We start from the raw sequence: 25,284 nt of genomic DNA, 5'->3' as shown, positions 1-25,284 counted from the left end.
GTACCAACTCGTCAAAGTTGTTTAAACAACCCTAAGTATCAGGTACATAATATCCCTAAATTAGTTAAAATTTATAACAATTTCTAAGTCTAAAAAATGTCTAAGAACTTGTGTTTATCTGTTCATGGTCGCTGACATACCCTGTTAATGTCATAGCAAATATAATCATTATTCATTTTTTAGTGCTACTTTTGTATAAAAAAAAGTAAGTAGACTTATTATTTTAAGGATTAGTTAACATTAGTTATTGGAATAATCAAAGAAATTTAAAATGGGAAAAATTTTAATTATAGGTGCCGGTGGAGTTGGAACCGTTGTAGCTCATAAAGTTGCACAGAACTCTGATGTTTTCACAGAAATCATGCTAGCCAGCCGCACAAAATCGAAATGCGATGCAATAGCTCAAGCTATTGGTGGAAATAAGATACAAACAGCCAAAGTGGATGCTGACGATGTGGAAGATTTGAAAAGATTATTCAATTCGTTTAAACCAGAGTTGGTGATTAATGTAGCTCTTCCATACCAGGATCTTACAATAATGGATGCTTGTCTGGCTTGTGGTGTTAACTATCTCGACACTGCAAACTATGAGCCTAAAGATGAAGCTAAATATGAGTATGGATGGCAATGGGCTTATCAAGACAGATTCAAAGAAGCCGGATTGACTGCTATCTTAGGTTGCGGATTCGACCCGGGCGTTACAAGTGTATTTACTGCTTATGCAGCGAAACATCATTTCGATGAAATTCACTATCTTGATATCGTAGATTGCAATGCAGGTGATCACGGAAAAGCTTTTGCTACAAATTTCAATCCTGAAATCAATATACGTGAGGTTACTCAAAAAGGAAAGTATTGGGAAAATGGCGAATGGATAGAAACCGAACCGCACGAAATACATAAACCACTGAATTATCCTAATATCGGACCGAAAGAGTCTTACGTAATTTATCACGAAGAATTAGAATCGTTGGTGAAAAACTTCCCGACTCTTAAACGTGCCCGTTTCTGGATGACATTCGGACAAGAATATCTTACACATCTACGTGTGATACAAAATATAGGTATGGCTCGTATCGACCCTGTTATATATAATGGTGTAGAAATCGTTCCTATCCAATTCTTAAAAGCTGTGCTTCCCGATCCGGGTGAACTAGGAGAGAACTATACCGGCGAAACTTCAATCGGATGCCGTATCAAAGGTGTGAAAGATGGTAAAGAGCGTACTTATTATGTATATAATAACTGTTCGCACGAAGCTGCCTATAAAGAAACAGGCGCACAGGGTGTAAGCTATACGACCGGCGTTCCTGCTACTATCGGTGCTATCATGTTTATGAAAGGTCTATGGCGCAAACCGGGTGTATATAATGTAGAAGAATTTAACCCTGATCCGTTTATGGAACAATTAAACAAACAAGGATTGCCTTGGCACGAATTGTTCGATATTGATTTGGAAATGTGATCAGTCAGATAACATAATAAAAAAGCTCGTAGAATAGTCTTCTACGAGCTTTTCTTATTTTAGACACATGCTAAAAGGCTCAAACATATATTAATCCTGTTGTTACTTCTTCCACGCTTTGTATGTAACAGTTGTCGTATATGTCCATACCTTATTTGTGATTTTATCAGTTAAAGTATATACTAATGCTGTCGGATAATCTTGAGCGTTGTATGTATATGCCCAAGCATATACTGTATCATCTTCTGGTAGCAAATTACCATTCTTATAAATTGCGATACTACGGTCATTAACATTGTTCAAACTCTTTGAATTTATTTGGTTTGAAAAATAGTTGATAAGCCATGCCGGTATATTCAGATTCTTAAGAATACTATTTTTAGAATCATATTGATAAACAGTCACATTCTTAAATACATTTCCGGAATTATCTGAATAATTTTCGGTGCGTTTTACCAAATTACCCTTTTCATCATATTCATGCTCTGGAACCACTGTGTAATTAGATTTATCGCCAGATAAAAATCTTCCTTCTTCATCCACATCAAATATATATGTGTTTGTGTTTGTCGAACCATACATAGTAAAATCTTCTTTTAATGTTACCTGCTTAGCAACGTCATTATATATGAAAGTCGCATTTGATGTAGCTGAACTGGCAGGATTATTTTCGTTCGGCAGATTACCACGATAACCGATAACATTACCTTCATCATCATATTCGAAGGTAATGTGGCTATATTCTATCATGTTCGGCTTCGAAGCTGGGTATGGCTTATTATACATCTCCAGTACTGACAAACGGTTTGAATCATCGTAAGTAAATACATATTTACATGTAGCCTCTGGAAATTCATAATTAATCTGTGCAGGTAACAATTTCTCCGAAATTTCCTCTTCAGCACCTCCCGTTATTGTCCCGCCAGTCTCCCACTCTTCTACCGATGTGCCTATAGATGACGCATCGCTCAGATTAACCTGAAGATCGAAATTGTATTTCTTACCCGAAACCAATGTTATATTGCTAGGTGTAGTGTAATACAGCTGCTTACCCGAAGCCAATGTTATTTTCAGGAATTTAGTTCCGGCAGCAACTTCTTGTGGTACGATTATTCCGACACCTTCACCAAGTTGTACTTCTTGCATTTTAGATGTTGAACCCAAAACACCCGTCAAACGATTAAATTCTATTGCAGAAAAAGCATTCATAACGCTTACTTTAGCTCCTGCAAGGTCAGGAGAGCCATTACCTGCACTTAGCGTGTAAGTTATCTGGGATAGTTTGTGCTTGAAATTCAATACAATTTGTGCTGTGGTAGCTGATTGTACAAATTCTGCACAATGCAAAAGATCCGAAGCATGAATACTCGAAGCATCTGTTTGATCTGCTAACACAGTAAATGCATAAGTCGCATTTTCGGTTGCCGAGTAAGGGTGATAAGCTGATATTTTCAGACTATTACCGTTAGTTGGAAAGTACTGGGTGATTCCTGCCAAGCTACCAGCGCCATCGGCTGTATAAGCCAGATTTTGCTCATAGATTGTTGCCGGAGTTGCAGAATTCTCTGCAATCAACACTCCAATTTGTTGGTCCTTAGCAATCAGAGTACTTTCATACCCGGATTTTGTGGAAACGACTTCGGTAGAAAATCTGATTTCTTTTTGTCCCGATACAGATGTTTCATCATCATTACTACATGAGACAAAAAATAGAACCGCAGTAAGTAAAGTTAAAAGTTTTTTCATAATTAAGGGGTTAAGTAAATAAAGTTTGTTGATTTTTCAAATATTGTTTGTGTTTGAAGAACTGGGACTAATTAAGTATTTACATATCGCAAATTCAAAAAAGAGAAGAAAATAGTTTGTAATGTTTGTTTAGTTAAAAAGGCTAATATGTACAAATATAGTTAATTCTGATTATAAAGGTGTTACCAGAACGATAAAAAATATTTAATATTTTTTATCGTAACGAAATGACATTGAGTTAATCTTGACTTTTAACCACAGAGAAAAAGTCGAGAAGACTTCATTATTTATTATATCACAACAACTAATATCAGAAAAAGTATTTATCTTTGATGAAACAAAAATCTGTTATGAAAAGAATATTTTTATTTGATATACATTTTCTGCATAGAGGTAGCTGTTTTATTATTGATTTTATTAAAATTTAGATATATTTATCCTCGAAGAAGTTACCTTTTTCGGGGATTTTTTTTGACCAGATACATTATCGTTCTTCAAATTAAAGACATATGAGTAACAAGAGTTTAGTATCCATTACAGATTATTCGAAAGAAGACATTCTCAGAATACTGAGTTTAACTAAAAAGTTTGATGAAAACCCTAACAGACGGCTGCTTGAAGGCAAGGTCTGTGCAACTCTCTTTTTCGAGCCATCGACCCGTACTCGTCTTAGTTTCGAAACGGCAGTAAACAGACTTGGGGGGCGAATTATCGGTTTTACTGATGCTTCTACCACCAGCTCATCCAAAGGTGAGACATTGAAAGATACAATCCTGATGGTAAACAACTACGCTGATATCATTATTATGCGCCATCATCTGGAAGGTGCTGCACGATATGCATCCGAAATCTCGAGTGTACCAATCATCAATGCGGGCGATGGTGCAAACCAGCATCCGACACAAACGATGCTCGATATATACTCGATATATAAAACACAGGGAACATTAGAAAATCTGACGATTACGATTGTAGGCGATTTGAAATACGGACGCACCGTACATTCTCTGATTATAGGCATGTCGCACTTCAATCCGACATTCCTTTTTGTTGCACCGGAAGAATTGCGAGTACCGGAGGTTTATAAGAATTTCTGCGACGAGAATAATATAAAATACGAAGAGCATATCGATTTCTCGCCTGAGGTTATAAATAAAGCGGATATTCTTTACATGACACGTGTTCAGCGTGAACGCTTTACTGACTTGATGGAGTACGAAAAGGTAAAGAATGTCTATATTCTCCGCAAAGATATGCTAAACGATACTAAGGATAATCTCAAAATATTACATCCGCTGCCACGTGTAAACGAAATACAGCAAGATGTAGACGACAGCCCTAAGGCTTATTATTTTGAGCAAGCAAAAAATGGCATGTTCACACGCGAAGCTGTAATTTGTGATGCATTGAATATTCCAATAGAATAATAATTCAGGAAAAATATCTATCGATATGAAAGAAAAAAGAACAGAATTACAAGTAGCTGCCCTTTGTAATGGAACAGCAATAGATCATATACCATCAGATGTTGTATTCAAAGTTGTCTCTCTCTTAGGCTTGGAAGGATTAGACAATCCGATTACTATTGGCAACAAACTCGAAAGTAAAAAGATGGGCACCAAGGGTATTATAAAAATAGCTGACAAGTTTTTTGAAGAAAACGAAATAAACAGGATAGCAGTTGTAGCACCTAATGTCGTACTGAATATTATTAGGAACTACGAGGTGGTAGAAAAGAAAAGAGTTGAGTTACCACAAACTATTCTGGGAATTGTGAAATGTAACAATCCTAAGTGTATCACCAATAATGAACCTATGCATACCCGATTTGAAGTAATTGATTACGCCAATATCGAATTGAAATGTCATTATTGCGGAGTTAAAATAGACAAGGAAGATATTGTTCTAAAATAAATAAAGATATGAAGATACTTAAATATTCCCTTTATGTATTTCTGATTATTATCGGTATCGTAATTGGACTTATTGTTACCCATTATCACCGATTCCAAACGGCAGAAGCTATTAATCTTATCGATTTAGCAACCTTAGTTACTACTATTTTCTTAGCTGTCTATATACCTGAAGTTCTAGACAGGCAGCTCCAGGTACAAAAAGACAAGAAAGATCTGATAGAGAAACGTATAGAAGAGCTACAAGCCTTCTACCGCAGAATAAATCTATTGGTGCAACAAGAGAGTAAGTCGATGAAGGACAATATGTCGATCCGAAATACGCTTGACCTATGTCAATATAGATTAGATACCATAACAACTCTGCTGGACTTTGCCAAGATGAAGACATCTTTTGAAAACGAGATTATAGAAATCAATGATCTTTGTACGCAACACAGAAATTTACTGTCGACAAGTAAGCTTACTACCGAAGAGGGATTTGTATATCCTGATGATATACAAGAGCAAGAAGAGGTATTATATAATAAAATAGATAAAGCAACCTGCTTGCTTGTATTTAAAATTAGCGAGGCATAAACCATGAAACAAGACTGGAAACCGGGAACTCTGATATATCCTCTCCCTGCTGCAATGATTAGTTGCGGAAATACTCCAGAGGAATATAATATAATAACACTGAGCTGGCTTGGAACTATTTGTACCAATCCTCCTATGTGCTATATATCTGTTCGCCCCGAACGCTATTCTTACGATATTATCAAAAAGAATATGGAATTTATTATTAATATCACGACCGAAGATTTAGCCTTTGCCACCGATTGGTGTGGGGTGAAATCGGGCAAAGATTATAATAAGTTCGACGAAATGGGTCTCACTGCAGGAAAAGCAAGTATAGTGCAAGCACCCACAATAGAAGAATCCCCTTTAAACATAGAATGCAGGGTGAGAGAAATAATGAGCTTGGGATCGCACGACATGTTTATTGCCGATGTTGTAAATGTGAAAGCAGACGAAAAATATATCAACCCCGAGACAGGTAAATTCAGTTTGGAGGAGGCAAAACCAATTGCCTATTCACATGGTCAGTATTACGAGTTAGGAAACAAACTAGGAGGTTTCGGCTGGTCTGTCAAGAAAAAAAAATAATCAGAATTCCAGTTCCAATCCATCGTAAGACAAGAATACATTTTCGGGTAAATCCTTTTGCACTTCGGCATGCAATCCTATTTGATGGCTCATATGGATCAGATATGCCTTTTGGGGAGCTATACGACGAATATTTTCCAGCGCTTGTTCCAAATTTTCGTGAGATAGATGCTCTTTTATCCGCAAGGCATCGATAACGAGCACTTCCAGATTCTTCAATTTATCATATTCTTCTTCAGGAATGTGTTTCACATCTGTGAGGTAAGCAAAATCCTGTATGCGATAACCATAGATAGGAAGCTTATAGTGTATAATGTTTATAGGAAGGACTTCTACACCTTCTATTAAAAAAGGCTTATCAGACGCCACTTCATTGAGATGCAACACAGGGATACCGGGATAAGGATGATTATTAAAGCAGTATGGAATTCTAGTACGAAGAGAATCTAACGCTATCCTGTTCGAATAAATCTCAATATCACCAAGCTTACAATACGGACGAAGATCGTCTAATCCACCCACATGATCGTAATGCTCGTGAGTAATAAGCACACCATGAATTTTTGTAAACTCCTCACCTAATATCTGCTCCCTGAAATCGGGACCACAGTCTATCAAAATTCTTTTATCATCTACTACAATTAAAACAGACGCCCTCAAGCGTCTGTCTCTTTTATCATTAGAGGTACAAACTTCGCATCGGCAACCGATTTCGGGATTGCCTGTCGATGTTCCTGTACCTAAAAACTTAACCTTCATATTTTAAATTTCATTCATTCACTGCTATCCATACATCTGAAAATGGAATAGCATATTGTTTTAGAAGCTCTGCCCTAGAGTAACGATTTACATATTTCTCTCTGACTTCAGTTCTCTTTTCCACTGCATCATTTTTCTCATCATAGCTACCCAATATAAAATAATAAATTCCTTTATTATTTTTGGCGATAACAACTGGTTCATCTGCTTCTTCAAATGCCAACTTGAGTCGTTCAACTCCTTCTTTTTTAGATAAAGAAGCAATAACAACGCTATACTTTTTCAATTGGCCTTCATAGCCCTCTTCTGCTGTAATCTTTGCTTTTCTAAACACCACCTTATCCCCATCTGCCTTCGTTTTATCCAATACAACAGGTTCTTTCGATTTCGTCTCTGATTTTGTCTCTGACTTTGATTCTCCTGTTCTAATTTCTGTCATCGGCACCGATGAAACAGGTGAAACAGACGACTCCTCGAATTGCGCTGATTGTTGAGACAGACCTCCTCGAACTGTTTGTACCGACCCTGCGCCCACTTTATCTGTAACAACAGGCAAAGGATCTGTAGATACCGCCGATACTACACTATTTTGTTGAACAGATTCATCTTTCTGTTTTTTCTTAGCCTCTTTTCTTTCCTTTCGCTCTATCCTCTCATTTTCTTTTCTAAGTAGTTCTGCTTCTTCTGCAACGCGTGCCTGACCAATGGATATTGCCGCGGCATACTCCTTATTGGCAGTTGTATAAAACGTTCGATATCCACCAGAACTATCTGTTTTACAAGAAGTAAAGATTGTTATAAATAATAAAAATAAAGTTGTGTAGCTTAAAGTCCTCATACGCGTGATAGTAAAGTTTTTAATATTATAGAAATATATACGACAAAGATATAAAAAGCAGTCTGAATATTGCACATCATACCCAGACAAAATACAAGAGGAGCCTACATCTAGACTCCTCTTATATATTATATTACTAATTTGGATTCTTAGTATTCACGTTGCAAAATCCACCAATCATTGAAAGGAATACCATATTTACTTTTCAATGTCGTTGCATCGCCTTTAGCAGCATACTCTGCTAAAATCTCGCTTTTTCTTGCAGAAGCCTGATCTTTAGAATCGAAGCTGGCAATAATAACGCGATACATACCTTGTTCGTTTTGAGCAAGGATAACTTTATAACCATCGTTTTCTATTCTTTGTTTCAACGATTCTGCGTTTGGTTTCATACCCATAGCCGCAATTACTACGCTATAAGCTTTTAATCCAGATGCATCAGCATCATATACAGGAGTGATTTTTTCTTTACGAACCGACTCAGATGAAGTTGGATACGTAGGAGTTGTAGTTGCAGGCGTAGTTACAGTAGCAGGTGTATTTTCCTCTACTTCTCTTTCTTTAGCAGCTTCATACACCGATTTGTATGCACTTTGTTTTGGTTTACAAGAGCCAAATGAAACGAGGCAAACTATAGCCAATCCGATTCCAATTAATTTCTTATTCATAAGTAATTTTTAATTATCCTAAGTTATTTTATTTAACACAAATATAGTATATTACCTTTATATATAACAGCTACGGAAGCAAAAACGTTCGCTTTTCACTTTAATTAATAAATTCAAATCCTGTATAAGGAACCAAAGCTTTCGGAATACGAATACCTTCGGGCGTCTGATTATTCTCCAACAATGCGGCTACAATGCGAGGAAGTGCCAGTGCACTACCATTTAATGTATGTACCAGTTGCATTTTCTTATCAGCATCACGATAGCGACATTTCAAGCGATTGGCCTGAAAACTTTCGAAATTGGATACAGAGCTGACCTCTAACCAACGTTCCTGTGCGGCAGAATAAACCTCAAAATCGAATGTAAGAGCCGATGTAAAACTCATATCACCTCCACAGAGGCGAAGGATACGCCAAGGTAGTTCTAAGTCTTCGACCAATGATTGCACATAATCGACCATTTCTTTGAGCGATTGGTACGAATTTTCGGGTTTGTCGATACGTACAATCTCTACTTTATCGAACTGATGTAGGCGATTCAATCCTCGTACATCTTTACCATACGAACCGGCTTCGCGACGGAAACATGCCGAATAGGCGGTATTTTTGATAGGCAGGTCTCTTTCTTCGAGAATCACATCTCGGTATATATTAGTTACAGGTATTTCTGCCGTAGGGATCAAATATAGGTCGTCTACCGTAGCATGATACATTTGCCCTTCTTTGTCGGGCAAATTACCTGTTCCATAACCCGAAGCGGCATTAACTACATACGGTGGTTGCACCTCCATATAACCTGCGTCACGCGCTTTATCGAGGAAGAAATTAATAAGGGCACGTTGTAAACGAGCACCTTTTCCTTTATATACAGGGAAGCCTGCACCTGCAATTTTCACTCCTAATTCGAAGTCTATCAAATCGTACTTTTTCGCTAAGTCCCAATGAGGAACAGCATCTTTATCTAATGTAGGGATAGTACCACCCGTTTTTTCAACAACATTCTCTTCGGGTGTTCTACCTTCGGGCACTTCGTCAGCAGGAAGATTGGGAATAAGATACAGCAACTCTTGCAGGTCTATTTCAGCCTGACGTAAAGCGTCTTCTATTACTTTATTCTCTGCTTTTATTTCGGCTACTCTGTTTTTAGCAGCCTCTGCCTCTTCTTTTTTGCCGTCTTTCATCAGCATGCCGATCTGCTTCGACAAGGTATTCAATTCGGATTGCGAAGCATCTAGTGTTGTCTGACTCTGACGTCTGATTTGATCTATTTCTAATACCCGAGCAACTATTTCTTTTGCATCGAAGTGCTTCTTCGCTAATCGTTTGATTACCTCTTGCGGATTTTCGCTTATTGTCTTAAGAGTCAGCATTATTATTTATTTAAGTGACAAAGTGAATATTTTATGTGTACAAAGTTATAAATATTTTAAGAAACATGTTTCAAAAATCATTTTATTCTGTACTGTACATCTCTATAGTATTCGATTAATTGATATTTATAGAAAAAAGGTTGCTTTCATTAGCAACCTTTTTCTATATATTATACTAGTTTCAACTAATGATGCTATGCTCTCAAAAAGGTTTTTCGATGTGGGCATACGGTACTTTTGCTACAATCTTCCAATCATTATTAAATTTCAATAAAGAAATATAATCCGTTGCTATCAATTCCCCTCTCCTATACAACTGCACTTTTGCGATAGCTGCCGTTCCGGTTATATCTATAAATACGAACTCATGTGTCAGATTGCGCAAATCAGCATTACCTTTATTATCCACTTTATAATCATCTATAACCTTTTTCCATTCGAGAAGTGGAAATTTAGCCAGATTATTTCCGTCAGCTGAAAAAATAGCAAAATCGGGATGAAACAACTCCAGCATCTTATCTGTATTCAACTCATTAGCAACAGCATTAATATATTTTTCTTCCAGTAATTTCTCGATTTTTTGTTCTTCCATTTTATCTTTTGTTTTAGGATTATTACTTTTAGCTTGTTGAGACGAAGCCAATATAAATACGAATAAAATAATAGTTGTATATAGAAACTTTCTCATATCCTCTTTTTCAATTTGTTGTTAATCCACCATCCACCGAATATATAGCTCCGGTTATCCAATTTGCTCTATCTGAAGCCAAAAATACAGCCATTTGTGCAACATCTTCGGGCTGCCCTATCCTACCTAAAGGATAAATAGTTTGTATTAAATCTTCAAATTCTTTTAATTCGTTCGAGTTTAGCTTTGTCAGATTGTAACGTAACTGTGGCGTATCAATACTTCCGGGGGCTATACCATTTACTCTCACACCTTTTGCCCCTGCTTCAAAAGCTAATGCCTTAGTAAAGGAATCGATAGCTCCTTTTGTCAATGAATAAGCTGTGGTACTCCTGCCCGGGAGCATACGATGAGAGAAATAGGACGAGATATTAATCACATTTCCTTTATTCTCGCTTAGTGATGCAAACAAATGTTTAGTCAACATATAAGGAGCTCTCACATTCAAATCGATATGCATATCTAAATCGCTCAAATTCATTTCAGTAAAAGGTATAAATCTTCCGATTCCAGCATTATTCACTAAAACATCGAGCTTTGGAAAAAGCTTCAGAATGTGCTTCGACACACTTTCTATTTGCGATAGTTCAGATAAATCTGCTTTTATAAAGAATACTTCTGAACCCAATAGATCGAGCTCCTTTTTCGCAGCAATCAGCTTATTCTCATCACGTCCAATCAGACACACATTGGCTCCATTTTTTGCAAATTCTTTAGCGATAGCTAGTCCTATACCATCACTACCTCCCGTTATTACAGCATTTTTGTTTTTTAGCATTTTAATATCAATTTTAGACTTACAACCTCTATTTGTTTAAGAATGGAGGTTGTAAAGTTTTTATTATTTCACTTCAATATGATGGATAAAAGAGATAGGTTCGAATAAACCCAATGCAAAACATTCTTTCGTGTGAGCAGCCTGCATATGTGCTTCCAGCGCTTCTTCGTTTTTAAATATTTCCCACAGAACAAACTCTTCGCTGTTATCTTTGTTTTCAAATATTCTGAATAACTCACAACCAAGTTCCTTTTCTGTTTCTTTTACCAATTTAATTACAGCATTTTTAAATTCTGCTGTTTTACCTTTTTTACATCTCAGAATTACTGTTGATTCTACTTTTTGACTTTTCATTTTTTGTCGATTAATTTCTTTAAATTTACATTAAATACAACAATTGTAAATAATTTACAATTGCAAAGTAAAATAATTTTTGTTACATTTGCAACAATAATTGTAAATTACTTTCAAAATGAGCGACATTAATAGACTATATTCCGATATGGAATTTCTTGATAAGCTAATGGTTGGTATTGGCGAGGTATCCTTGATAACAGGTATTCCTACACGCCAAATCCGCTATTGGGAAGAAAAAGGAATCATCACAAGCCTAACCGAAGAAGAAGGGAAGAATAGGCGATATGATTATCCTAATATCAAAAAAATGCTATTGATAAAAGAACTATTAGATGAAGGCTACACCTTGGACGCAGCTGCCGAAAAAGTCAAGAACAGATTAGAAATGATCGAAGAAACTTTAAAGAAGTTACGCAAATAAGTTTGAAACAATCAGGTAAAAACTAATAAACATCTGTGCTATTTATTACTTTAGTTTCTATCTTTGTTTTCCAAAATGAATTTCACCTAAAAATCGAAATATAAAGAGAATCATTTATATGACTAAAAAATTCAATAGAACCCTTGTCACATCGGCGTTGCCTTATGCAAATGGCCCTGTACATATCGGTCATATGGCCGGAGTGTATATCCCTGCGGATATTTATGTACGCTATCTGAGATTGAAAGGCGAAGAAGTACTTTTCATCGGAGGGTCGGATGAACATGGTGTTCCTATTACTATACGTGCTAAGAAAGAAGGCGTTACACCGCAGGATATCGTTGACAAGTATCATGGCATTATCAAGAAATCGTTCGAGGATTTTGGTATCACCTTCGATATATATTCACGCACAAGCTCGGATGTACACAAAAAAACAGCTTCCGATTTCTTTCTCGAACTCTATAATAAAGGCGAGTTCGAAGAAAAAACAAATGAGCAGTATTACGACGAAGAGGCCCAGATGTTTCTTGCCGACCGCTATATTATGGGCGAATGTCCGCACTGTGGTAATCCGAATGCTTACGGAGACCAATGCGAATCGTGCGGAACTTCTCTAAGCCCTACAGACCTGAAAAATCCTCATTCTACTATATCCGGCTCTACGCCTGTCATGCGTGAAACCAAACACTGGTATCTACCGCTTGACAAACATGAAGGATGGTTGCGCCAATGGATACTGGAAGATCATAAGGAGTGGAAAAGCAATGTATACGGACAATGTAAATCGTGGCTCGACATGGGTTTACAGCCCCGTGCCGTAAGCCGTGACTTAGACTGGGGCGTGCCTATCCCCCTACCGAATGCGGAAGGTAAAGTGCTTTATGTCTGGTTCGATGCACCAATCGGTTATATATCGAACACAAAAGAATTATTGCCCGACAGCTGGGAGAAATGGTGGAAAGATGAAGATACTAAATTGCTTCACTTCATAGGTAAAGACAATATCGTGTTTCATTGTATTGTATTTCCTGCCATGCTTAAAGCCGAAGGTTCTTACATATTGCCGGAAAATGTTCCTGCAAATGAATTCCTGAATCTGGAAGGTGATAAGATATCTACCTCACGCAACTGGGCTGTATGGTTGCACGAATATCTTGAAGATTTTCCTGGGCAACAGGATATACTTCGTTATGTGTTGACAGCCAACGCACCCGAAACTAAAGATAACGACTTCACTTGGAAAGACTTCCAAGCTCGTAATAACAACGAACTGGTAGCTATATTTGGTAATTTTGTGAACCGTGCGCTGGTATTGACTCAAAAATATTTCGACAATAAAGTTCCTCAACTAAACGAGTTGACTGCTTACGATAAAGAAACCCTTGCTGAGTTTGCCGATGCGAAAAGTAAAGTAGAATCGTTACTCGATATATATCGTTTTCGTGATGCGCAGAAAGAGGCTATGAATCTGGCTCGTATCGGAAACAAATATCTGGCAGACACAGAACCTTGGAAGATTGCTAAAACAGATATGGATCGTGTAGCTACAATCATGAATATATCGTTACAAATAACAGCTAATCTGTCGATTGCGTTCGAACCATTCTTACCATTCAGCGTAAAGAAAATCCGTCAATTTATAAATATGGACAACCTTACATGGAATCAGTTGGGAAGAACTGACTTGTTACCCGTAGGACATCAATTGAATCCGTCGGAATTACTATTTGCGAAGATAGAAGACGAAACAATTGAAAAACAAGTACAGAAACTTCTTGACACGAAGAAAGCAAATGAAGAACAAGCCGAAATAAAGGTTGCTCCTCAAAAAACAAATGTAGCTTTCGACGATTTTGGTAAACTTGATCTCCGAGTAGGAACTATACTTGAATGTACTAAAGTACCTAAAACAGATAAGCTACTTCAATTCCTGATAGACGACGGCATGGCAAAACGCACTATTATATCGGGCATTGCAGCATGGTACAAACCCGAAGATCTGATAGGGAAACAAGTATGCTTTATTGCTAATCTAGAGCCGCGGAAACTGAAAGGAATAGAATCGCAAGGAATGCTCCTTTCTGCCGAGAATGCAGATGGAAGTTTATCGCTGATCCAACCTTCCTCAATAGTGAATCCGGGCAGCCAAATAGGCTAATAAAAATATCATGATATGCCAATATACAAATATGAGAGTAATTGGCATATCACTTTTATGCGCTTCTACTACTTAATAAAGGAAACACCATAAACTTTACACAAACAAATTTTGTTTATTATGATAGTCCGTTCATATAATTCAAAAAGTAAATACACATTCCAATGAAAGAGAAGACTATTTTCCAAGAGCTTGCCTCTGATAAGAAGTACATCATCATACTATCTATATTTACTTTCTTTTTTTTATTCTTTACCTCAAAGATGTCACCACTGTATCCTATCAACGAATGGTCTGACATAAATGTCTATTTCAACATTGGTAAAGCAGCGATGGAAGGAAGAACCTTATATACCGAATCTTTTGACCACAAAGGACCACTTATATTTATTATTTATGGGATTGGTTATCTTATATCGAATAGCACTTTCTTAGGGGTTTTCATTATCGAGTTGATAGGATGGCTGATTCTTATATACACAATATTTCTTACAGCCAGAATATACCTTCAAAGAGAGTTTTCGTTTATTATTTCACTTATAGTCCCTGCATTCTTAATCAAATATACCCATACAGGAGGGTCTGCCGAAGAGTTTATCCTCATTATGTCTGTTGTCAGCCTATATTTCTTTTACCGCTTTTTCATGGATGAAAATACAACAGTTCATAATCCTAAGTATATGTTTTTGCATGGAATACTGTTCTCGATGGTATTCTTCATTAAGCTTAATTTGGTTATATTTTGGGTGTTCCCCATCCTAGGTATATTGATCTGCATATTAATACATAAAGAATATAAGAATCTGCTGCACAATATACTTTCATTTATACTTGGTGTATTTGTGATTGCTGTACCAATCTGCTTATATCTATATATAAATAATGCATTGACCGAAGCGTTCAATGTATACATACTATTGAATATGAAGTATGGCAGTCCGCTATCAGCATCTGATACTATGAACCATACATTCATGAGAACTTACTCTTTTTTCCGTAACGACATTGTAGGATTTATTATTATGTCTATTGGAGCGCTTTATTTTCCAATAAAACACATCAAGAATAAAATCGGCAAAGTGTCAATGATACTCTGTGCGCTGTCATTATTCTTTATATTATTCACTCCACGTACTTTTCATTTCTATTATCCCCTATCATTTTATATATTCATTATTCCCGGATTAATTTCAATATCATTATTTATAAAGAGATATGTATATATCAGCTATTCCGGTAAATTACTTTGCCTATTTGCCACACTCGCACTTCTAGTAGGAATTAGCAGCAAGAACTTTTTCGGCTTAGGAGGATATGAAATAACCCGTCAAATAGACCCGAACAGTCCTGAATTTCAGTTCTCTAGAATAATAGAAACAGAGAAAAATCCGACACTGCTTAATCTTGGTTCCGGATATGGAAATAGTATTTTTACTATATGTAATATCACACCCAATGTGAAGTATTTTCTCACGCCCAATATATATTACAATATGTATCCGCAAATGCGTGACGAACAAACTAAATATATAGAAAACAAAGAAGTAGACTTTATAGTAGTCGACAACTTTTCGTTCAACTATCAACATTTCCGAAACCTTCAGGCGTTCAAAGAGAATTATATACTCATGGACACTTTCGTAAATAAAAGGATAGTATTTGGAGATGAATTTTCAACTTACTATTTATATCGGAAGAGATAATAATAAAAGCACAAATTAAATATTTGTGCTTTTTTCTTAACGAGTATTGTATTATTATTTCAACCCAAGGGTTTTCTTTAAAATTCGGTATCCGCTTATACTGACTTTTACCTGTGCCCCATTCTGCATTTTCAACAATTGATTTTGCTTGTCATAGAGTTCTATCTGCGCAATAAAATCGACATTAACTATGCTTGACCGGTGTACACGGACAAATTGGGAAGAAGGTAAAAATTCTTCGAAGGACTTCATTGTTTGCTCTTTTAAATACTTACCTTTTACCGAATGTATCATCACATAGTCGCCTTCTGCCTGCAAATAGACTATTTCGGAAACCATTATCACATCTATTTTCTGTCCATTCTTAACAGCGATACGCTCCTGCAATTTCTCTGACTGATTACTTTCATTCTCACTGATTAATGCTGAGTCCGACTCTTCAGCCAAATTGTTTCCCTGATAATTATCTTCAACCGCTTGCCTTTCTTTCTTGTAGAAAGACAAATACAACTGAATTGCAAAACCATACGTCAAAACACCAACCAGAATCCGCACTGGAACAGATGGAGAGAATAATAACCAATCGTCTGTGGGAAAGATAAGATATAACAGAAGAAACTCAATTCCGAACCAACAAAGTACAAATAATACAGCCAAAGCTATATAAACAGTCAATTTCTGATAAAGATAAAGTGAAGATAAATTGCTATATTTTACTATAATTTTCAACAATGTCAATACTCCAGCCAATAATACTCCACACATGATTGCATCTGTAATCAGCATCGATTCGGAAGCCGATGACATCAAAGGTCGTGTAATTAAGTAAATAATAGCTGCAATCAGTAATACACCGATAAGATAAATGGCTATTATACGTTTGTTTTCCATTTTCTTTGCAGGTAAATTAATTTCTTATTTCTCCGCTACCAAACATACAACCCCCTCTAATTATCAGATGTGGATTCCCTTGCATATCTTCACCGTCTTTTACATTACGATTGTCTTGAAATCCACCAAATACAGTACTATTCTGCACATCGACCACCCAATCGGAAGGAACATACAGGATGGCCGAACCAAACAGAATATTAACCTCCAGATTAGTTGATCCGTCAGCTAACTTTGCTTTCCGAAGATCTAGAATCAACTCACCAAACATAACGTTTGCTTCACCTCCTTTAAAGTTGGGAGACAGCACAATTTGTTCGGCACTACCAAACATTATGTTCTTTTCCAGATAGTCTGCTCCTTTTTGCGTTGCGGAACCAGAATCGCCGGTATATGATTTATTACTGCAACAGCTACCGGATACGGTTAGTTGCTTACAGAACTTATTCTTGCCAAATACAATAAATAAACCGACAACGATTAGCAATACAGGCCAATAAGTTTTAAAACTAATATCTATATCTAAAAAATAATCAGGGAAAATAGTATAGAGTTGGGGATAAATAAATATACCTCCTACAACAATCAATAATATCCCCCCCAGATAATGCCTTTGGATAAGAGACCATAATCCCAACGCTATTAAAAGCATTTGCCACGATATAAGTATCGGTTTATATATAGCCGGTATAATTCCCAGATTTAATAGTAAAAAGACAGCGCCTGCACATATGAGTAATACCGCCCAGCCCATTCCTGCTGGTCTACTCTTTTTTAAATTTGCATTCATAATCTATTCATTTTAAATTGTTATTCATTTCATTTGACACAAAGATATAATCGAGTAGAGTATAGACATACTATAAATCGACAAAACACATTAAATTATCGACGAAAGCAGGAGACACAGCGTATGTACGACCATTTTTCAAAAAAGATTATTACAGACAACACAAAAAAGGAGATTGTTTATCCAACAATCTCCTTTCATTTTATCTATTTCTTTTATTTTAGAAAACCAGCACTCGTTTATCTAATGGTGAAAACTCTTTCTCACCCGGCTCACCTGCAGGTACGCCGAATGGCATTTGAGCAATCAGCCTCCATTTAGGGCTAAGTTTCCATGTCTTCGCAACTTCTTCATCAATCAATGGATTGTAATGTTGCAATGAAGCAGCCATTCCGGCATCTTCGAGCATTGTCCATATAGCTAACTGATGCATAGCCGATGTATGATCAGACCACTGAGGGAATTTGTCGCTATATGAAGGAAAACCTTTCTGTAAACCTTCCACAACTTCCTGATCTTCGAAATAAAGAACTGTTCCGTAGCCGGCTGCAAAACAACCGTCTATTTTTGATTTCGTTGCAGGAAAAGCTTCAGCAGACACTTTTTTCCTTAATATTTCTTTTGTAATGTTCCACAACTTCGCATGATTTTCTCCTAAAAGAAGAACAATACGCGTAGATTGTGAATTGAAAGATGATGGAATGTTTAGTACTGCAAACTCAATAAGTTCTTTTAATTCTTTGTCTGTAAGAGTACTTTTATTACTCAATGAATAATACGTTCTACGATGTTTAATCGCTTCCTTAAAATTTCTAGTCATAACAATTAGTTTTTATATTAGTCTATGTTTACACACATGTATATTTAACGCTTCCGGTTCGAAAAAAGTTCTTCATTTGTTAAATTAAAAAATGTAAATATACGCAGTTCGTATAAACCGAATGAATTTATATCCAAGTATTTTGTACATTTGTACTCAAAGTTTAATTATATATGACCTATTCCGGAGTTATATTCGATTTTAATGGAACACTGTTTTGGGACACACCGTTGCATAACAAAGCATGGAACATATTCCTGAAAAAGTATGATCTGCGGTTTTCCGATGACGAGTTTTTTCGCCTGATTCACGGTAAAAACAACAGGGATATATTCATCTCTTTGTTTCAGCGTCCACTGACCGAAGAAGAGATTAAACAATTCATCAACGAAAAAGAAGGCCTCTATCAAGAACTTTGCCTGCAAACCGATTTGGCTCTCGCACCGGGAGTAGAAAACTTTCTGGATTTTCTCAAAAACAACAATATTCCTTATACTATTGCTACTGCATCGGGAAAAGAAAACCTCGATTTCTTTTTCGAACATCTAACTATATCCAACTGGTTCGACTATGATAAAGTAGTATATAATAACGGGGAGATAAAAGGTAAACCCGATCCGGAGATATACCAGATAGCAATGTCTGTTATCGATAAAAAACCCGAAGACGTGATTGTTTTCGAAGACGCTATTGCGGGATTGCAATCAGCAAAAAATGCCAAAGCCGGAAATATCATTGTAGTTAATTCGAATGATGATAACTATAACAATTGGGCAGACTATCAAATAATCAAGAATTTCGATGAAGTAGATAGAAAACTATTCACAATATAAAAAGTAGAATATAATATAATAAAATATAAGATGACTAATAAGGAAATACCACTAATCAAAGTCCTGTCGCATATCGCTGCTATTATAGTGTTTCTGGCAATTACACTGATCTATTTCAGCCCTCAATTGGGAGGAAAAATACTTCCGCAAGGAGATGTGAAGCAATATACCGGAGGTTCGCAGGAATTGAGAGAATACTACAACCAAGAAGGCGAAAGTTCGGCTTGGACAGGAGCCATGTTTTCGGGTATGCCCGCTTATCAGATAGGTGTGTGGGGAGGTAGTCCCAATTTTCTCGATTATGTGGAAAAACCATTCAAAGCTCTGGGCAGCAATGCCGGTGCGGTATTTGCAGGTATGCTGATGGCTTACCTCTTATTTTCGCTTATGGGTCTCAAACCCGTTACTGCAGCATTGGGTGCGATTGCTTATTCTCTGTCATCTTACAATATTGTCATCCTCGAAGCAGGACACGTTACCAAAGCCTGGGCTATCGCTTATATGCCGCTGATCATAGCAGGTATGATGGTGTTGTTTAAACGAAAGTATCTACTCGGAGGATTGCTTATGGCTTTAGGATTGGCATTGCAAATTAAAAACAATCACTTACAGATAACATACTATACAGCATTGCTTTGTGTATTTATATATATTGGTCTTATTATTGATTTTATAAAAGCAAAAGAGATAAAAGGTATATTCAAGGCTACGGCAATTCTGGCTATCGCTGTTGTTATGGCTGCATTCTGTAATATGGGTAATATATACTCCAATTATGAAATGTCGAAAGAAAGTACACGTGGAAAATCGGAACTTTCGACTCCTACAACATCCGAAAAACAATCTTCGGGATTGGATAAAGATTATGCTTTTGCATGGAGCTATGGTAAAGCCGAAACTTTCTCTTTAATGATTCCCGATATACATGGTGGTGTTTCGGGTGGCACATTAGATAAATCGTCGAATCTATATAAAGAATTGGTAAAACAAGGATATGGATCGCAAGTAACTCCTAAAGGAGTACAATCATATACTTATTGGGGCGACCAACCATTTACACAAGGACCTGTATATTTCGGGGCTATTATATGTTTCCTTTTTGTTTTGGGAATGATTGTGATTCAAGACCGAATGAAATGGGTTTTATTTGCAGCAACCATATTCTTTATATTCCTTTCGTGGGGTCGAAATTTCGAATGGTTTAATGATTTCTTCTTCTACCATTTCCCTATGTACAACAAATTCAGAACCGTTTCGATGGCTCTGGTCATTCCTGCACTGACTATGATTATGGTCGCTGTATGGGGTATACATGAATTTCTGACTAGCGAAATAGATAGAAAGAAACTGACAAGGGCGCTATACACATCAGCCGGAATAGTTGGCGGACTGGCCTTATTTTTCTGGGTTGCACCGGGTTTCTTCTTCAATTTTGTTTCCGAATCGGATGCTGCTTGGAAATCTCAAATGCCGGATTGGTACTACAATGCACTGATACTCGATCGTAAAGAATTACTATCATCTGATGCTTTACGCTCCCTAATATTTATTATATTATCAGCAGCTATACTATGGATAGGTCTTCGTTCGAAAACGAGTAAGCAACTTATTGCCGCACTTGCTACATTTGGTATAGCCGTACTAGTATTAATCGACCTTTGGTCTGTAGACAAACGTTATCTGAACAACGACAATTTTGTACAAAAAACAGAATATCAAGCATCTGCATTTAAAGAGACAGTTGCTGACAAAGCTATTTTGCAAGATACACATCCTTCATACAGGGTATTAAATCTAAATAATCCATTTCAGGAAACAGCGACATCTTACTACCACAAATCTATAGGGGGTTATCATGCTGCAAAACTAAAACGTTATCAAGAATTGATCGACAACCGTCTGCAACAAGAAGTAGCATTTCTTCAAAATAAAGCGAACAATCAATTAAATAAAGAAATAGAAAATTTAAATGCTGCTCAACAAGATGGCAAAGAGGTTAATCCTCTAAACATCGCTGTAACTATACAAGATAGTGTATCGCCTTTACTTGGTGTCACAACAGCTCTTAATCTATTGAACGCTAAATACGTGATTTATCATCCTGAACTTCCTCCGGTTGTTAATCCATACGCTTTGGGTAATGCGTGGTTTGTTTCCGAATACAAGTTGGTAAACAATGCGGATGAAGAGATTGCAGCAATTAATGATATGAATCCGCATCAAACAGCTATTGTAGATAAAAGATTCGAGAGTGAACTTACAGGACTGACTCTCAAAGTTGATTCTACGGCGACAATGGAGTTGACTGAATACAAACCGAATTATCTGAAATATAAAACGAAAACGAGCCGTGAACAATTAGCCGTTTTGTCTGAAATATATTACGCCAATGGATGGCAAGCTTATATTGATGGTACACCAACGTCGCACTTCCGTGCCGACTGGACTCTTAGAGCTATGCGAATACCAGCGGGAGAACACGAAATAGAATTCAAATTTGAACCAAAAGGTTATAACAACTCACGTATGATAGCCACCGCTAGTAGCGGTATTCTGGTTCTTTTGCTGTTGATTGGTCTTGGTACTCTCTTTTTCAGAAAAGAGAGAAAAGATAGTGTTGTCTGATGAGATTCTCAATTGTTATTTGCACATATAATAGGGAGAAGTATATCGGAGCAAGTTTAGATTCGGTCTGCCGGCAAACTTTTGCAAACGATAATTTCGAAATTATTGTAATCGATAACAATAGCCCTGACAAAACTGCTGATATATGCCGAGCATATATCGAGCAGTATAGCCAAGTGCAGTTACGATATATTCTGGAAACAGAACAAGGCATTTCCTTTGCACGAAACAGAGGTATAAAAGAGGCTAAAGGTGAATTCATCGTATTTATAGATGATGACGAGACTATTGATAATTTTTATCTGGAAAAACTCGATTCGTACCTCACACAATATCCGGATGCCAGATTATGTGCAACATCTGTCGTTCCTGTTTATGAAACAGAAAAACCTAAATGGCTGTCGCACTATACCATGCGTCTTATTACCGGTTATTACAACAAAGGATCAGAGGTGAAGACGCTTGGGGGCAAAGACTATCCAGGAACGGGGCATGCAATTATAAAAAAAGAATTGTTCACTCTTTTCGGCGACTTTAATACCCAATTGGGACGCAAAGGATCATCACTATTAGGAGCAGAAGACAAAGATATGTTCCTGCGCTTGATAGAAAACAATATAGATTGTTATTACTTCCCCGATATCCCCATATACCATCATATACCCGATAGTAAACTGACGAATTATTTTTTCCATCGACTCACCTACTCGATAGGAAAGAGCGAACGGATTCGCACTAAATCCATTTCAGAAAAAACATACAGAAAACGCCTATACTCAGAAATGATAAAATGGTCAGCATCAATCGTTCTCTGTCTTGGCTATACGCTAGCACTATCACCATCGAAAGGATGGAAATTAATACAATTCAGATGGAACGTTAGTAAAGGACTACTCGGAAAATAAAAAAGAATTTACCTATGAATAAAGGATTAAAAAAGAATTTAACAAGATTTGGTCTTGGCCTTCTGGTTTTACTTATAGTTGTTATATTTTGTAGAAGCTGCATCTATCAAACAACAATGGAATATAAAGATGCAGGCGGTCGTAAAACCTATAAGGTGAAAGATGACAAGCTGGCTGCGTATATAGATGAATATCTTCCGGATGAGAAACTAACAAATATAGAGGCAATAGTAGATCTATCATTAGCTATAACGAGCAATACCCTTAGTTTCTCTCTTGAATCGAAAGAAAAGGATCCAAAGAAGCTATTCCCGACAGGCGAAGCCAATTGCGAAGGGTATGCAGCATTTGCAGCGGCTGTAGGGAACTATCTGCTCGACAAGTACAAGATGGACGATTGGGATGCTAAGCCTGTTAAAGGTAAGCTGTATTTGTTCGGTAGTGAATTGACGACGAAAGCAAAAAAGTCGTATTTTAAAAACCATGATTTTGTTATCTTCACCAATAAGCAGACCAAAGAAGAAATATATGTCGATCCGTCTATACATGATTATTTCAAGATAAACAGGGTTAGTAAATACTTAAAATGACAGCGGAGGTTTCTCTTTCCCGACGAATAAAAGATTATGCCTATAATCTTGGTTTCGATGCTTGCGGTTTTTGTAAAGCCGGAAGTATTGAGGAGGAGAAACTGCATGTTAGAGATTGGTTAGATAAATCATATAATGCCGATATGGATTATATGGCTGATCATTTCGATAAACGATGCGATCCTACATTATTAGTAGAAGGCTCCCACTCTATTATCAGTTTAGCTCTCAATTATTATCCGGATGTAAAGCAATCGCCCGAAGCTCCGCAATTTGCTTATTATGCTTATGGCAAAGATTATCATGTGGTAATGAAAGAAAAGCTACAACAGCTTTTCGATTATATCAAAACACTCATCCCTACACTCGAAGGACGTTTATTCTGCGACACTGCTCCTATTTTGGAACGCTACTGGGCTGCTAAAGCAGGAATTGGATTCATCGGCAAAAACTCATTACTGATCATTCCGAAGAAAGGCTCTTTCTTTTTTTTAGGAGAACTGATTATAAACACTGAATTGGACTACGACAATCCGCTTTCGCTCTCTTGTGGAAATTGCACTCGTTGTATAGATGCTTGTCCTACAAAAGCGATCGTAAAACCAAAAGTGATAAATGCCAATCGGTGTATTTCTTATCAGACAATAGAAAATAAGGGAGAGATTGACGAAACAATAAAACCACTTCTTAATAATCGTTTTTACGGTTGCGACATCTGTCAGCAAGTTTGTCCATGGAACAAATATGCCCGCCCACACAATACATCTGCATTCAAGCCATCAGAGGCCTTTATGGACTTGGATTTCGACAAATTAGACAACCTGTCTGTAGAAAATTACCAACAGATATTTAAAGGCTCTGCCGTAAAACGAGCAAAATATAGCGGATTGAAAAGAAACATAGAAGCGTTAAAATAAAGACTTACAATAATATTCTATTATCCGATAACGTTTATTTACTAACTTTATAGTCTCTATTTATATCAAAAGAATAATGAAAATATTATTTCGTGCATTTATTATATGCGTTTGCGTCACCTTTCTGGCTTGTGGAAAAGAGGAAGAGGAAAACCCTATCCCTGATTGGCCTGTAAACCTTAAGATTAATTTGATCAGCCCGCGTGATCATAACCTAGTGACACCATTAAACACGGTGTCATATACTGAATCCACGTCAATACTAAAAGGTGAAAGTATCGGGTTTTCTGGACTTCTCGTTATTTGTAGCACTACTTCAATCACAGGTAGCATATATGGATTATATGCTTATGATCTTTGTTGCCCTAATGAGGTACAAAAAAATGTAATTGTAAAAGCACAAAGCGATGGAACAGCGAAGTGTGCCAAATGCGAAAGTGTATATTATATTTTGGATGGTTCAGGTCGAAAGATCTCCGGTCCATCAAAACATGGTCTCAAGCGCTATCAAACTAGGTATTCACAGTTAGAACCAAGTATTTTTTACATCACCCGTTAAAATTAGTTGCTTAAACTTTGCAGAAAGCAAAAACATTTTCTACATTTGCACTCGCTAAACAGGAATTAAGACTAAAGTGTTAGTCCAATAAAAGATTCCCAAGCATCACATCTTGCGAAAGTAGCTCAGTTGGTAGAGCACGACCTTGCCAAGGTCGGGGTCGCGGGTTCGAGTCCCGTCTTTCGCTCTGTCTCTGAGAGACATCAGAAAGAAATATATAGATAATAGCTTCCAAATCAATAGATTGGAAGCTATTTTTTTAATATCTATTCCAATTTAAAGACTACAAAAAGCCAACGGCAGACAAGAAATAGGTACTAAATCGGTACCTGTTTT

25 protein-coding genes and 1 tRNA gene are annotated in these 25,284 nt (G+C 36.8%); 15 read left to right on the top strand and 11 right to left on the bottom strand.

The genetic code is table 11. The features are described 5' to 3' along the window. Nucleotides 1-271 precede the first annotated feature (271 nt). Nucleotides 272-1,465, top strand: coding sequence for a saccharopine dehydrogenase family protein (locus G7Y57_RS14840; RefSeq protein ID WP_165025860.1), 1,194 nt, complete (start codon nt 272-274; stop codon nt 1,463-1,465). A 102-nt stretch (nt 1,466-1,567) separates the two neighbouring features. On the opposite strand, the gene G7Y57_RS14835 is transcribed toward G7Y57_RS14840, so the two are convergent. Then, nucleotides 1,568-3,211 (bottom strand): fimbrillin family protein, encoded by a 1,644-nt coding sequence (locus G7Y57_RS14835; protein WP_165025858.1) that lies wholly within the window; start codon nt 3,209-3,211, stop codon nt 1,568-1,570. A 509-nt stretch (nt 3,212-3,720) separates the two neighbouring features. Here G7Y57_RS14835 and pyrB point away from each other — a divergent pair. From pyrB to G7Y57_RS14815, 4 genes are read left to right on the top strand one after another with little or no spacing between them, the layout of a single operon-like run. Beyond that, a complete protein-coding gene (pyrB, locus tag G7Y57_RS14830) occupies nt 3,721-4,638 on the top strand; it encodes an aspartate carbamoyltransferase (RefSeq protein ID WP_165025855.1) in 918 nt (305 codons plus the stop codon). A 25-nt stretch (nt 4,639-4,663) separates the two neighbouring features. Beyond that, nucleotides 4,664-5,125 carry an aspartate carbamoyltransferase regulatory subunit gene (gene pyrI / locus G7Y57_RS14825; protein ID WP_165025852.1) on the top strand — a complete coding sequence of 154 codons (462 nt, stop codon included), beginning with the start codon at nt 4,664-4,666 and terminating at the stop codon, nt 5,123-5,125. A gap of 8 nt (nt 5,126-5,133) precedes the next feature. Further along, complete coding sequence (locus G7Y57_RS14820) at nt 5,134-5,703, top strand: hypothetical protein (RefSeq protein WP_165025849.1); 570 nt, start codon at nt 5,134-5,136, stop codon at nt 5,701-5,703. Nucleotides 5,704-5,706: 3 nt separating this feature from the next. Further along, a complete protein-coding gene (locus G7Y57_RS14815; protein WP_165025846.1) occupies nt 5,707-6,273 on the top strand; it encodes a flavin reductase family protein in 567 nt (188 codons plus the stop codon). On the opposite strand, the gene G7Y57_RS14810 is transcribed toward G7Y57_RS14815, so the two are convergent. From G7Y57_RS14810 to G7Y57_RS14780, 7 genes are all read right to left on the bottom strand, one after another. Further along, complete coding sequence (locus G7Y57_RS14810; protein WP_165025844.1) at nt 6,274-7,032, bottom strand: MBL fold metallo-hydrolase; 759 nt, start codon at nt 7,030-7,032, stop codon at nt 6,274-6,276. It abuts the gene before it with no gap. Nucleotides 7,033-7,042: 10 nt separating this feature from the next. Then, the gene (locus G7Y57_RS14805; RefSeq protein ID WP_165025841.1) at nt 7,043-7,870 is read right to left on the bottom strand and encodes a hypothetical protein; all 828 of its coding nucleotides are present in this window, start codon (nt 7,868-7,870) and stop codon (nt 7,043-7,045) included. Nucleotides 7,871-8,019: 149 nt separating this feature from the next. Next, a complete protein-coding gene (locus tag G7Y57_RS14800; protein ID WP_165025838.1) occupies nt 8,020-8,538 on the bottom strand; it encodes an SPOR domain-containing protein in 519 nt (172 codons plus the stop codon). A 100-nt stretch (nt 8,539-8,638) separates the two neighbouring features. Continuing rightward, nucleotides 8,639-9,910, bottom strand: coding sequence for a serine--tRNA ligase (serS, locus tag G7Y57_RS14795; protein ID WP_165025835.1), 1,272 nt, complete (start codon nt 9,908-9,910; stop codon nt 8,639-8,641). Nucleotides 9,911-10,112: 202 nt separating this feature from the next. After that, nucleotides 10,113-10,598, bottom strand: coding sequence for a nuclear transport factor 2 family protein (locus G7Y57_RS14790; RefSeq protein ID WP_165025832.1), 486 nt, complete (start codon nt 10,596-10,598; stop codon nt 10,113-10,115). A 10-nt stretch (nt 10,599-10,608) separates the two neighbouring features. Further along, nucleotides 10,609-11,376: an SDR family NAD(P)-dependent oxidoreductase gene (locus tag G7Y57_RS14785; protein WP_255491477.1), complete on the bottom strand. Its 768-nt coding sequence runs from the start codon at nt 11,374-11,376 to the stop codon at nt 10,609-10,611. Between the two features lie 63 nt (nt 11,377-11,439). Then, complete coding sequence (locus G7Y57_RS14780) at nt 11,440-11,730, bottom strand: putative quinol monooxygenase (protein ID WP_165025829.1); 291 nt, start codon at nt 11,728-11,730, stop codon at nt 11,440-11,442. Nucleotides 11,731-11,848: 118 nt separating this feature from the next. Here G7Y57_RS14780 and G7Y57_RS14775 point away from each other — a divergent pair, with 118 nt between their 5' ends. The 3 genes from G7Y57_RS14775 to G7Y57_RS14765 all read left to right on the top strand — a co-directional run bounded on the left by G7Y57_RS14775 (nt 11,849) and on the right by G7Y57_RS14765 (nt 16,018). Next, nucleotides 11,849-12,154 carry a MerR family transcriptional regulator gene (locus G7Y57_RS14775; RefSeq protein ID WP_165025826.1) on the top strand — a complete coding sequence of 102 codons (306 nt, stop codon included), beginning with the start codon at nt 11,849-11,851 and terminating at the stop codon, nt 12,152-12,154. 118 nt (nt 12,155-12,272) lie between these two features. Beyond that, the gene (metG, locus tag G7Y57_RS14770; RefSeq protein ID WP_165025823.1) at nt 12,273-14,315 is read left to right on the top strand and encodes a methionine--tRNA ligase; all 2,043 of its coding nucleotides are present in this window, start codon (nt 12,273-12,275) and stop codon (nt 14,313-14,315) included. A 164-nt stretch (nt 14,316-14,479) separates the two neighbouring features. After that, entirely contained in the window at nt 14,480-16,018 is a 1,539-nt protein-coding gene (locus G7Y57_RS14765) for a hypothetical protein (RefSeq protein WP_165025801.1), read from the top strand. Between the two features lie 54 nt (nt 16,019-16,072). Here the strand turns inward: G7Y57_RS14765 and G7Y57_RS14760 are convergent, their stop codons facing one another. From G7Y57_RS14760 to G7Y57_RS14750, 3 genes are all read right to left on the bottom strand, one after another. Beyond that, entirely contained in the window at nt 16,073-16,909 is an 837-nt protein-coding gene (locus tag G7Y57_RS14760) for a LytR/AlgR family response regulator transcription factor (RefSeq protein WP_165025799.1), read from the bottom strand. Between the two features lie 16 nt (nt 16,910-16,925). After that, on the bottom strand, nt 16,926-17,699 hold the full coding sequence (locus tag G7Y57_RS14755; protein ID WP_165025796.1) for a LiaF transmembrane domain-containing protein: 774 nt from the start codon (nt 17,697-17,699) through the stop codon (nt 16,926-16,928). Between the two features lie 220 nt (nt 17,700-17,919). After that, nucleotides 17,920-18,519 (bottom strand): nitroreductase family protein, encoded by a 600-nt coding sequence (locus tag G7Y57_RS14750; protein ID WP_165025794.1) that lies wholly within the window; start codon nt 18,517-18,519, stop codon nt 17,920-17,922. Between the two features lie 173 nt (nt 18,520-18,692). Here G7Y57_RS14750 and G7Y57_RS14745 point away from each other — a divergent pair, with 173 nt between their 5' ends. The 7 genes from G7Y57_RS14745 to G7Y57_RS14715 all read left to right on the top strand — a co-directional run bounded on the left by G7Y57_RS14745 (nt 18,693) and on the right by G7Y57_RS14715 (nt 25,135). Next, nucleotides 18,693-19,352, top strand: coding sequence for an HAD family hydrolase (locus G7Y57_RS14745; RefSeq protein WP_165025791.1), 660 nt, complete (start codon nt 18,693-18,695; stop codon nt 19,350-19,352). A 30-nt stretch (nt 19,353-19,382) separates the two neighbouring features. Further along, entirely contained in the window at nt 19,383-21,977 is a 2,595-nt protein-coding gene (locus G7Y57_RS14740) for a YfhO family protein (protein WP_165025789.1), read from the top strand. Next, a complete protein-coding gene (locus G7Y57_RS14735; protein ID WP_165025787.1) occupies nt 21,977-22,882 on the top strand; it encodes a glycosyltransferase in 906 nt (301 codons plus the stop codon). The genes G7Y57_RS14740 and G7Y57_RS14735 overlap by 1 nt, the downstream gene beginning before the upstream one ends. Before the next feature lie 14 nt (nt 22,883-22,896). After that, the gene (locus G7Y57_RS14730) at nt 22,897-23,472 is read left to right on the top strand and encodes a hypothetical protein (protein ID WP_165025784.1); all 576 of its coding nucleotides are present in this window, start codon (nt 22,897-22,899) and stop codon (nt 23,470-23,472) included. Next, nucleotides 23,469-24,389 carry a tRNA epoxyqueuosine(34) reductase QueG gene (gene queG / locus G7Y57_RS14725; RefSeq protein ID WP_165025782.1) on the top strand — a complete coding sequence of 307 codons (921 nt, stop codon included), beginning with the start codon at nt 23,469-23,471 and terminating at the stop codon, nt 24,387-24,389. Before G7Y57_RS14730 ends, queG begins: the two co-directional genes overlap by 4 nt. Nucleotides 24,390-24,465: 76 nt before the next feature. Then, the gene (locus G7Y57_RS14720) at nt 24,466-24,948 is read left to right on the top strand and encodes a hypothetical protein (protein ID WP_165025779.1); all 483 of its coding nucleotides are present in this window, start codon (nt 24,466-24,468) and stop codon (nt 24,946-24,948) included. Nucleotides 24,949-25,062: 114 nt separating this feature from the next. Continuing rightward, nucleotides 25,063-25,135: transfer RNA gene (locus G7Y57_RS14715), tRNA-Gly, on the top strand. Nucleotides 25,136-25,284: the final 149 nt, after the last annotated feature.

The sequence above is a fragment of the Dysgonomonas sp. ZJ279 genome, assembly GCF_011039205.1.
Lineage (GTDB): Bacteria > Bacteroidota > Bacteroidia > Bacteroidales > Dysgonomonadaceae > Dysgonomonas.
This window is presented reverse-complemented; position numbering and strand designations above follow the sequence as displayed.

Bases quoted from the DNA above. Each gene is read 5' to 3' on its own strand.
- G7Y57_RS14840 (WP_165025860.1), top strand. From the start codon at position 272: ATGGGAAAAATTTTAATTATAGGTGCCGGTGGAGTTGGAACCGTTGTA.
- G7Y57_RS14835 (WP_165025858.1), bottom strand. From the start codon at position 3,211: ATGAAAAAACTTTTAACTTTACTTACTGCGGTTCTATTTTTTGTCTCA.
- pyrB (WP_165025855.1), top strand. From the start codon at position 3,721: ATGAGTAACAAGAGTTTAGTATCCATTACAGATTATTCGAAAGAAGAC.
- pyrI (WP_165025852.1), top strand. From the start codon at position 4,664: ATGAAAGAAAAAAGAACAGAATTACAAGTAGCTGCCCTTTGTAATGGA.
- G7Y57_RS14820 (WP_165025849.1), top strand. From the start codon at position 5,134: ATGAAGATACTTAAATATTCCCTTTATGTATTTCTGATTATTATCGGT.
- G7Y57_RS14815 (WP_165025846.1), top strand. From the start codon at position 5,707: ATGAAACAAGACTGGAAACCGGGAACTCTGATATATCCTCTCCCTGCT.
- G7Y57_RS14810 (WP_165025844.1), bottom strand. From the start codon at position 7,032: ATGAAGGTTAAGTTTTTAGGTACAGGAACATCGACAGGCAATCCCGAA.
- G7Y57_RS14805 (WP_165025841.1), bottom strand. From the start codon at position 7,870: ATGAGGACTTTAAGCTACACAACTTTATTTTTATTATTTATAACAATC.
- G7Y57_RS14800 (WP_165025838.1), bottom strand. From the start codon at position 8,538: ATGAATAAGAAATTAATTGGAATCGGATTGGCTATAGTTTGCCTCGTT.
- serS (WP_165025835.1), bottom strand. From the start codon at position 9,910: ATGCTGACTCTTAAGACAATAAGCGAAAATCCGCAAGAGGTAATCAAA.
- G7Y57_RS14790 (WP_165025832.1), bottom strand. From the start codon at position 10,598: ATGAGAAAGTTTCTATATACAACTATTATTTTATTCGTATTTATATTG.
- G7Y57_RS14785 (WP_255491477.1), bottom strand. From the start codon at position 11,376: ATGCTAAAAAACAAAAATGCTGTAATAACGGGAGGTAGTGATGGTATA.
- G7Y57_RS14780 (WP_165025829.1), bottom strand. From the start codon at position 11,730: ATGAAAAGTCAAAAAGTAGAATCAACAGTAATTCTGAGATGTAAAAAA.
- G7Y57_RS14775 (WP_165025826.1), top strand. From the start codon at position 11,849: ATGAGCGACATTAATAGACTATATTCCGATATGGAATTTCTTGATAAG.
- metG (WP_165025823.1), top strand. From the start codon at position 12,273: ATGACTAAAAAATTCAATAGAACCCTTGTCACATCGGCGTTGCCTTAT.
- G7Y57_RS14765 (WP_165025801.1), top strand. From the start codon at position 14,480: ATGAAAGAGAAGACTATTTTCCAAGAGCTTGCCTCTGATAAGAAGTAC.
- G7Y57_RS14760 (WP_165025799.1), bottom strand. From the start codon at position 16,909: ATGGAAAACAAACGTATAATAGCCATTTATCTTATCGGTGTATTACTG.
- G7Y57_RS14755 (WP_165025796.1), bottom strand. From the start codon at position 17,699: ATGAATGCAAATTTAAAAAAGAGTAGACCAGCAGGAATGGGCTGGGCG.
- G7Y57_RS14750 (WP_165025794.1), bottom strand. From the start codon at position 18,519: ATGACTAGAAATTTTAAGGAAGCGATTAAACATCGTAGAACGTATTAT.
- G7Y57_RS14745 (WP_165025791.1), top strand. From the start codon at position 18,693: ATGACCTATTCCGGAGTTATATTCGATTTTAATGGAACACTGTTTTGG.
- G7Y57_RS14740 (WP_165025789.1), top strand. From the start codon at position 19,383: ATGACTAATAAGGAAATACCACTAATCAAAGTCCTGTCGCATATCGCT.
- G7Y57_RS14735 (WP_165025787.1), top strand. From the start codon at position 21,977: ATGAGATTCTCAATTGTTATTTGCACATATAATAGGGAGAAGTATATC.
- G7Y57_RS14730 (WP_165025784.1), top strand. From the start codon at position 22,897: ATGAATAAAGGATTAAAAAAGAATTTAACAAGATTTGGTCTTGGCCTT.
- queG (WP_165025782.1), top strand. From the start codon at position 23,469: ATGACAGCGGAGGTTTCTCTTTCCCGACGAATAAAAGATTATGCCTAT.
- G7Y57_RS14720 (WP_165025779.1), top strand. From the start codon at position 24,466: ATGAAAATATTATTTCGTGCATTTATTATATGCGTTTGCGTCACCTTT.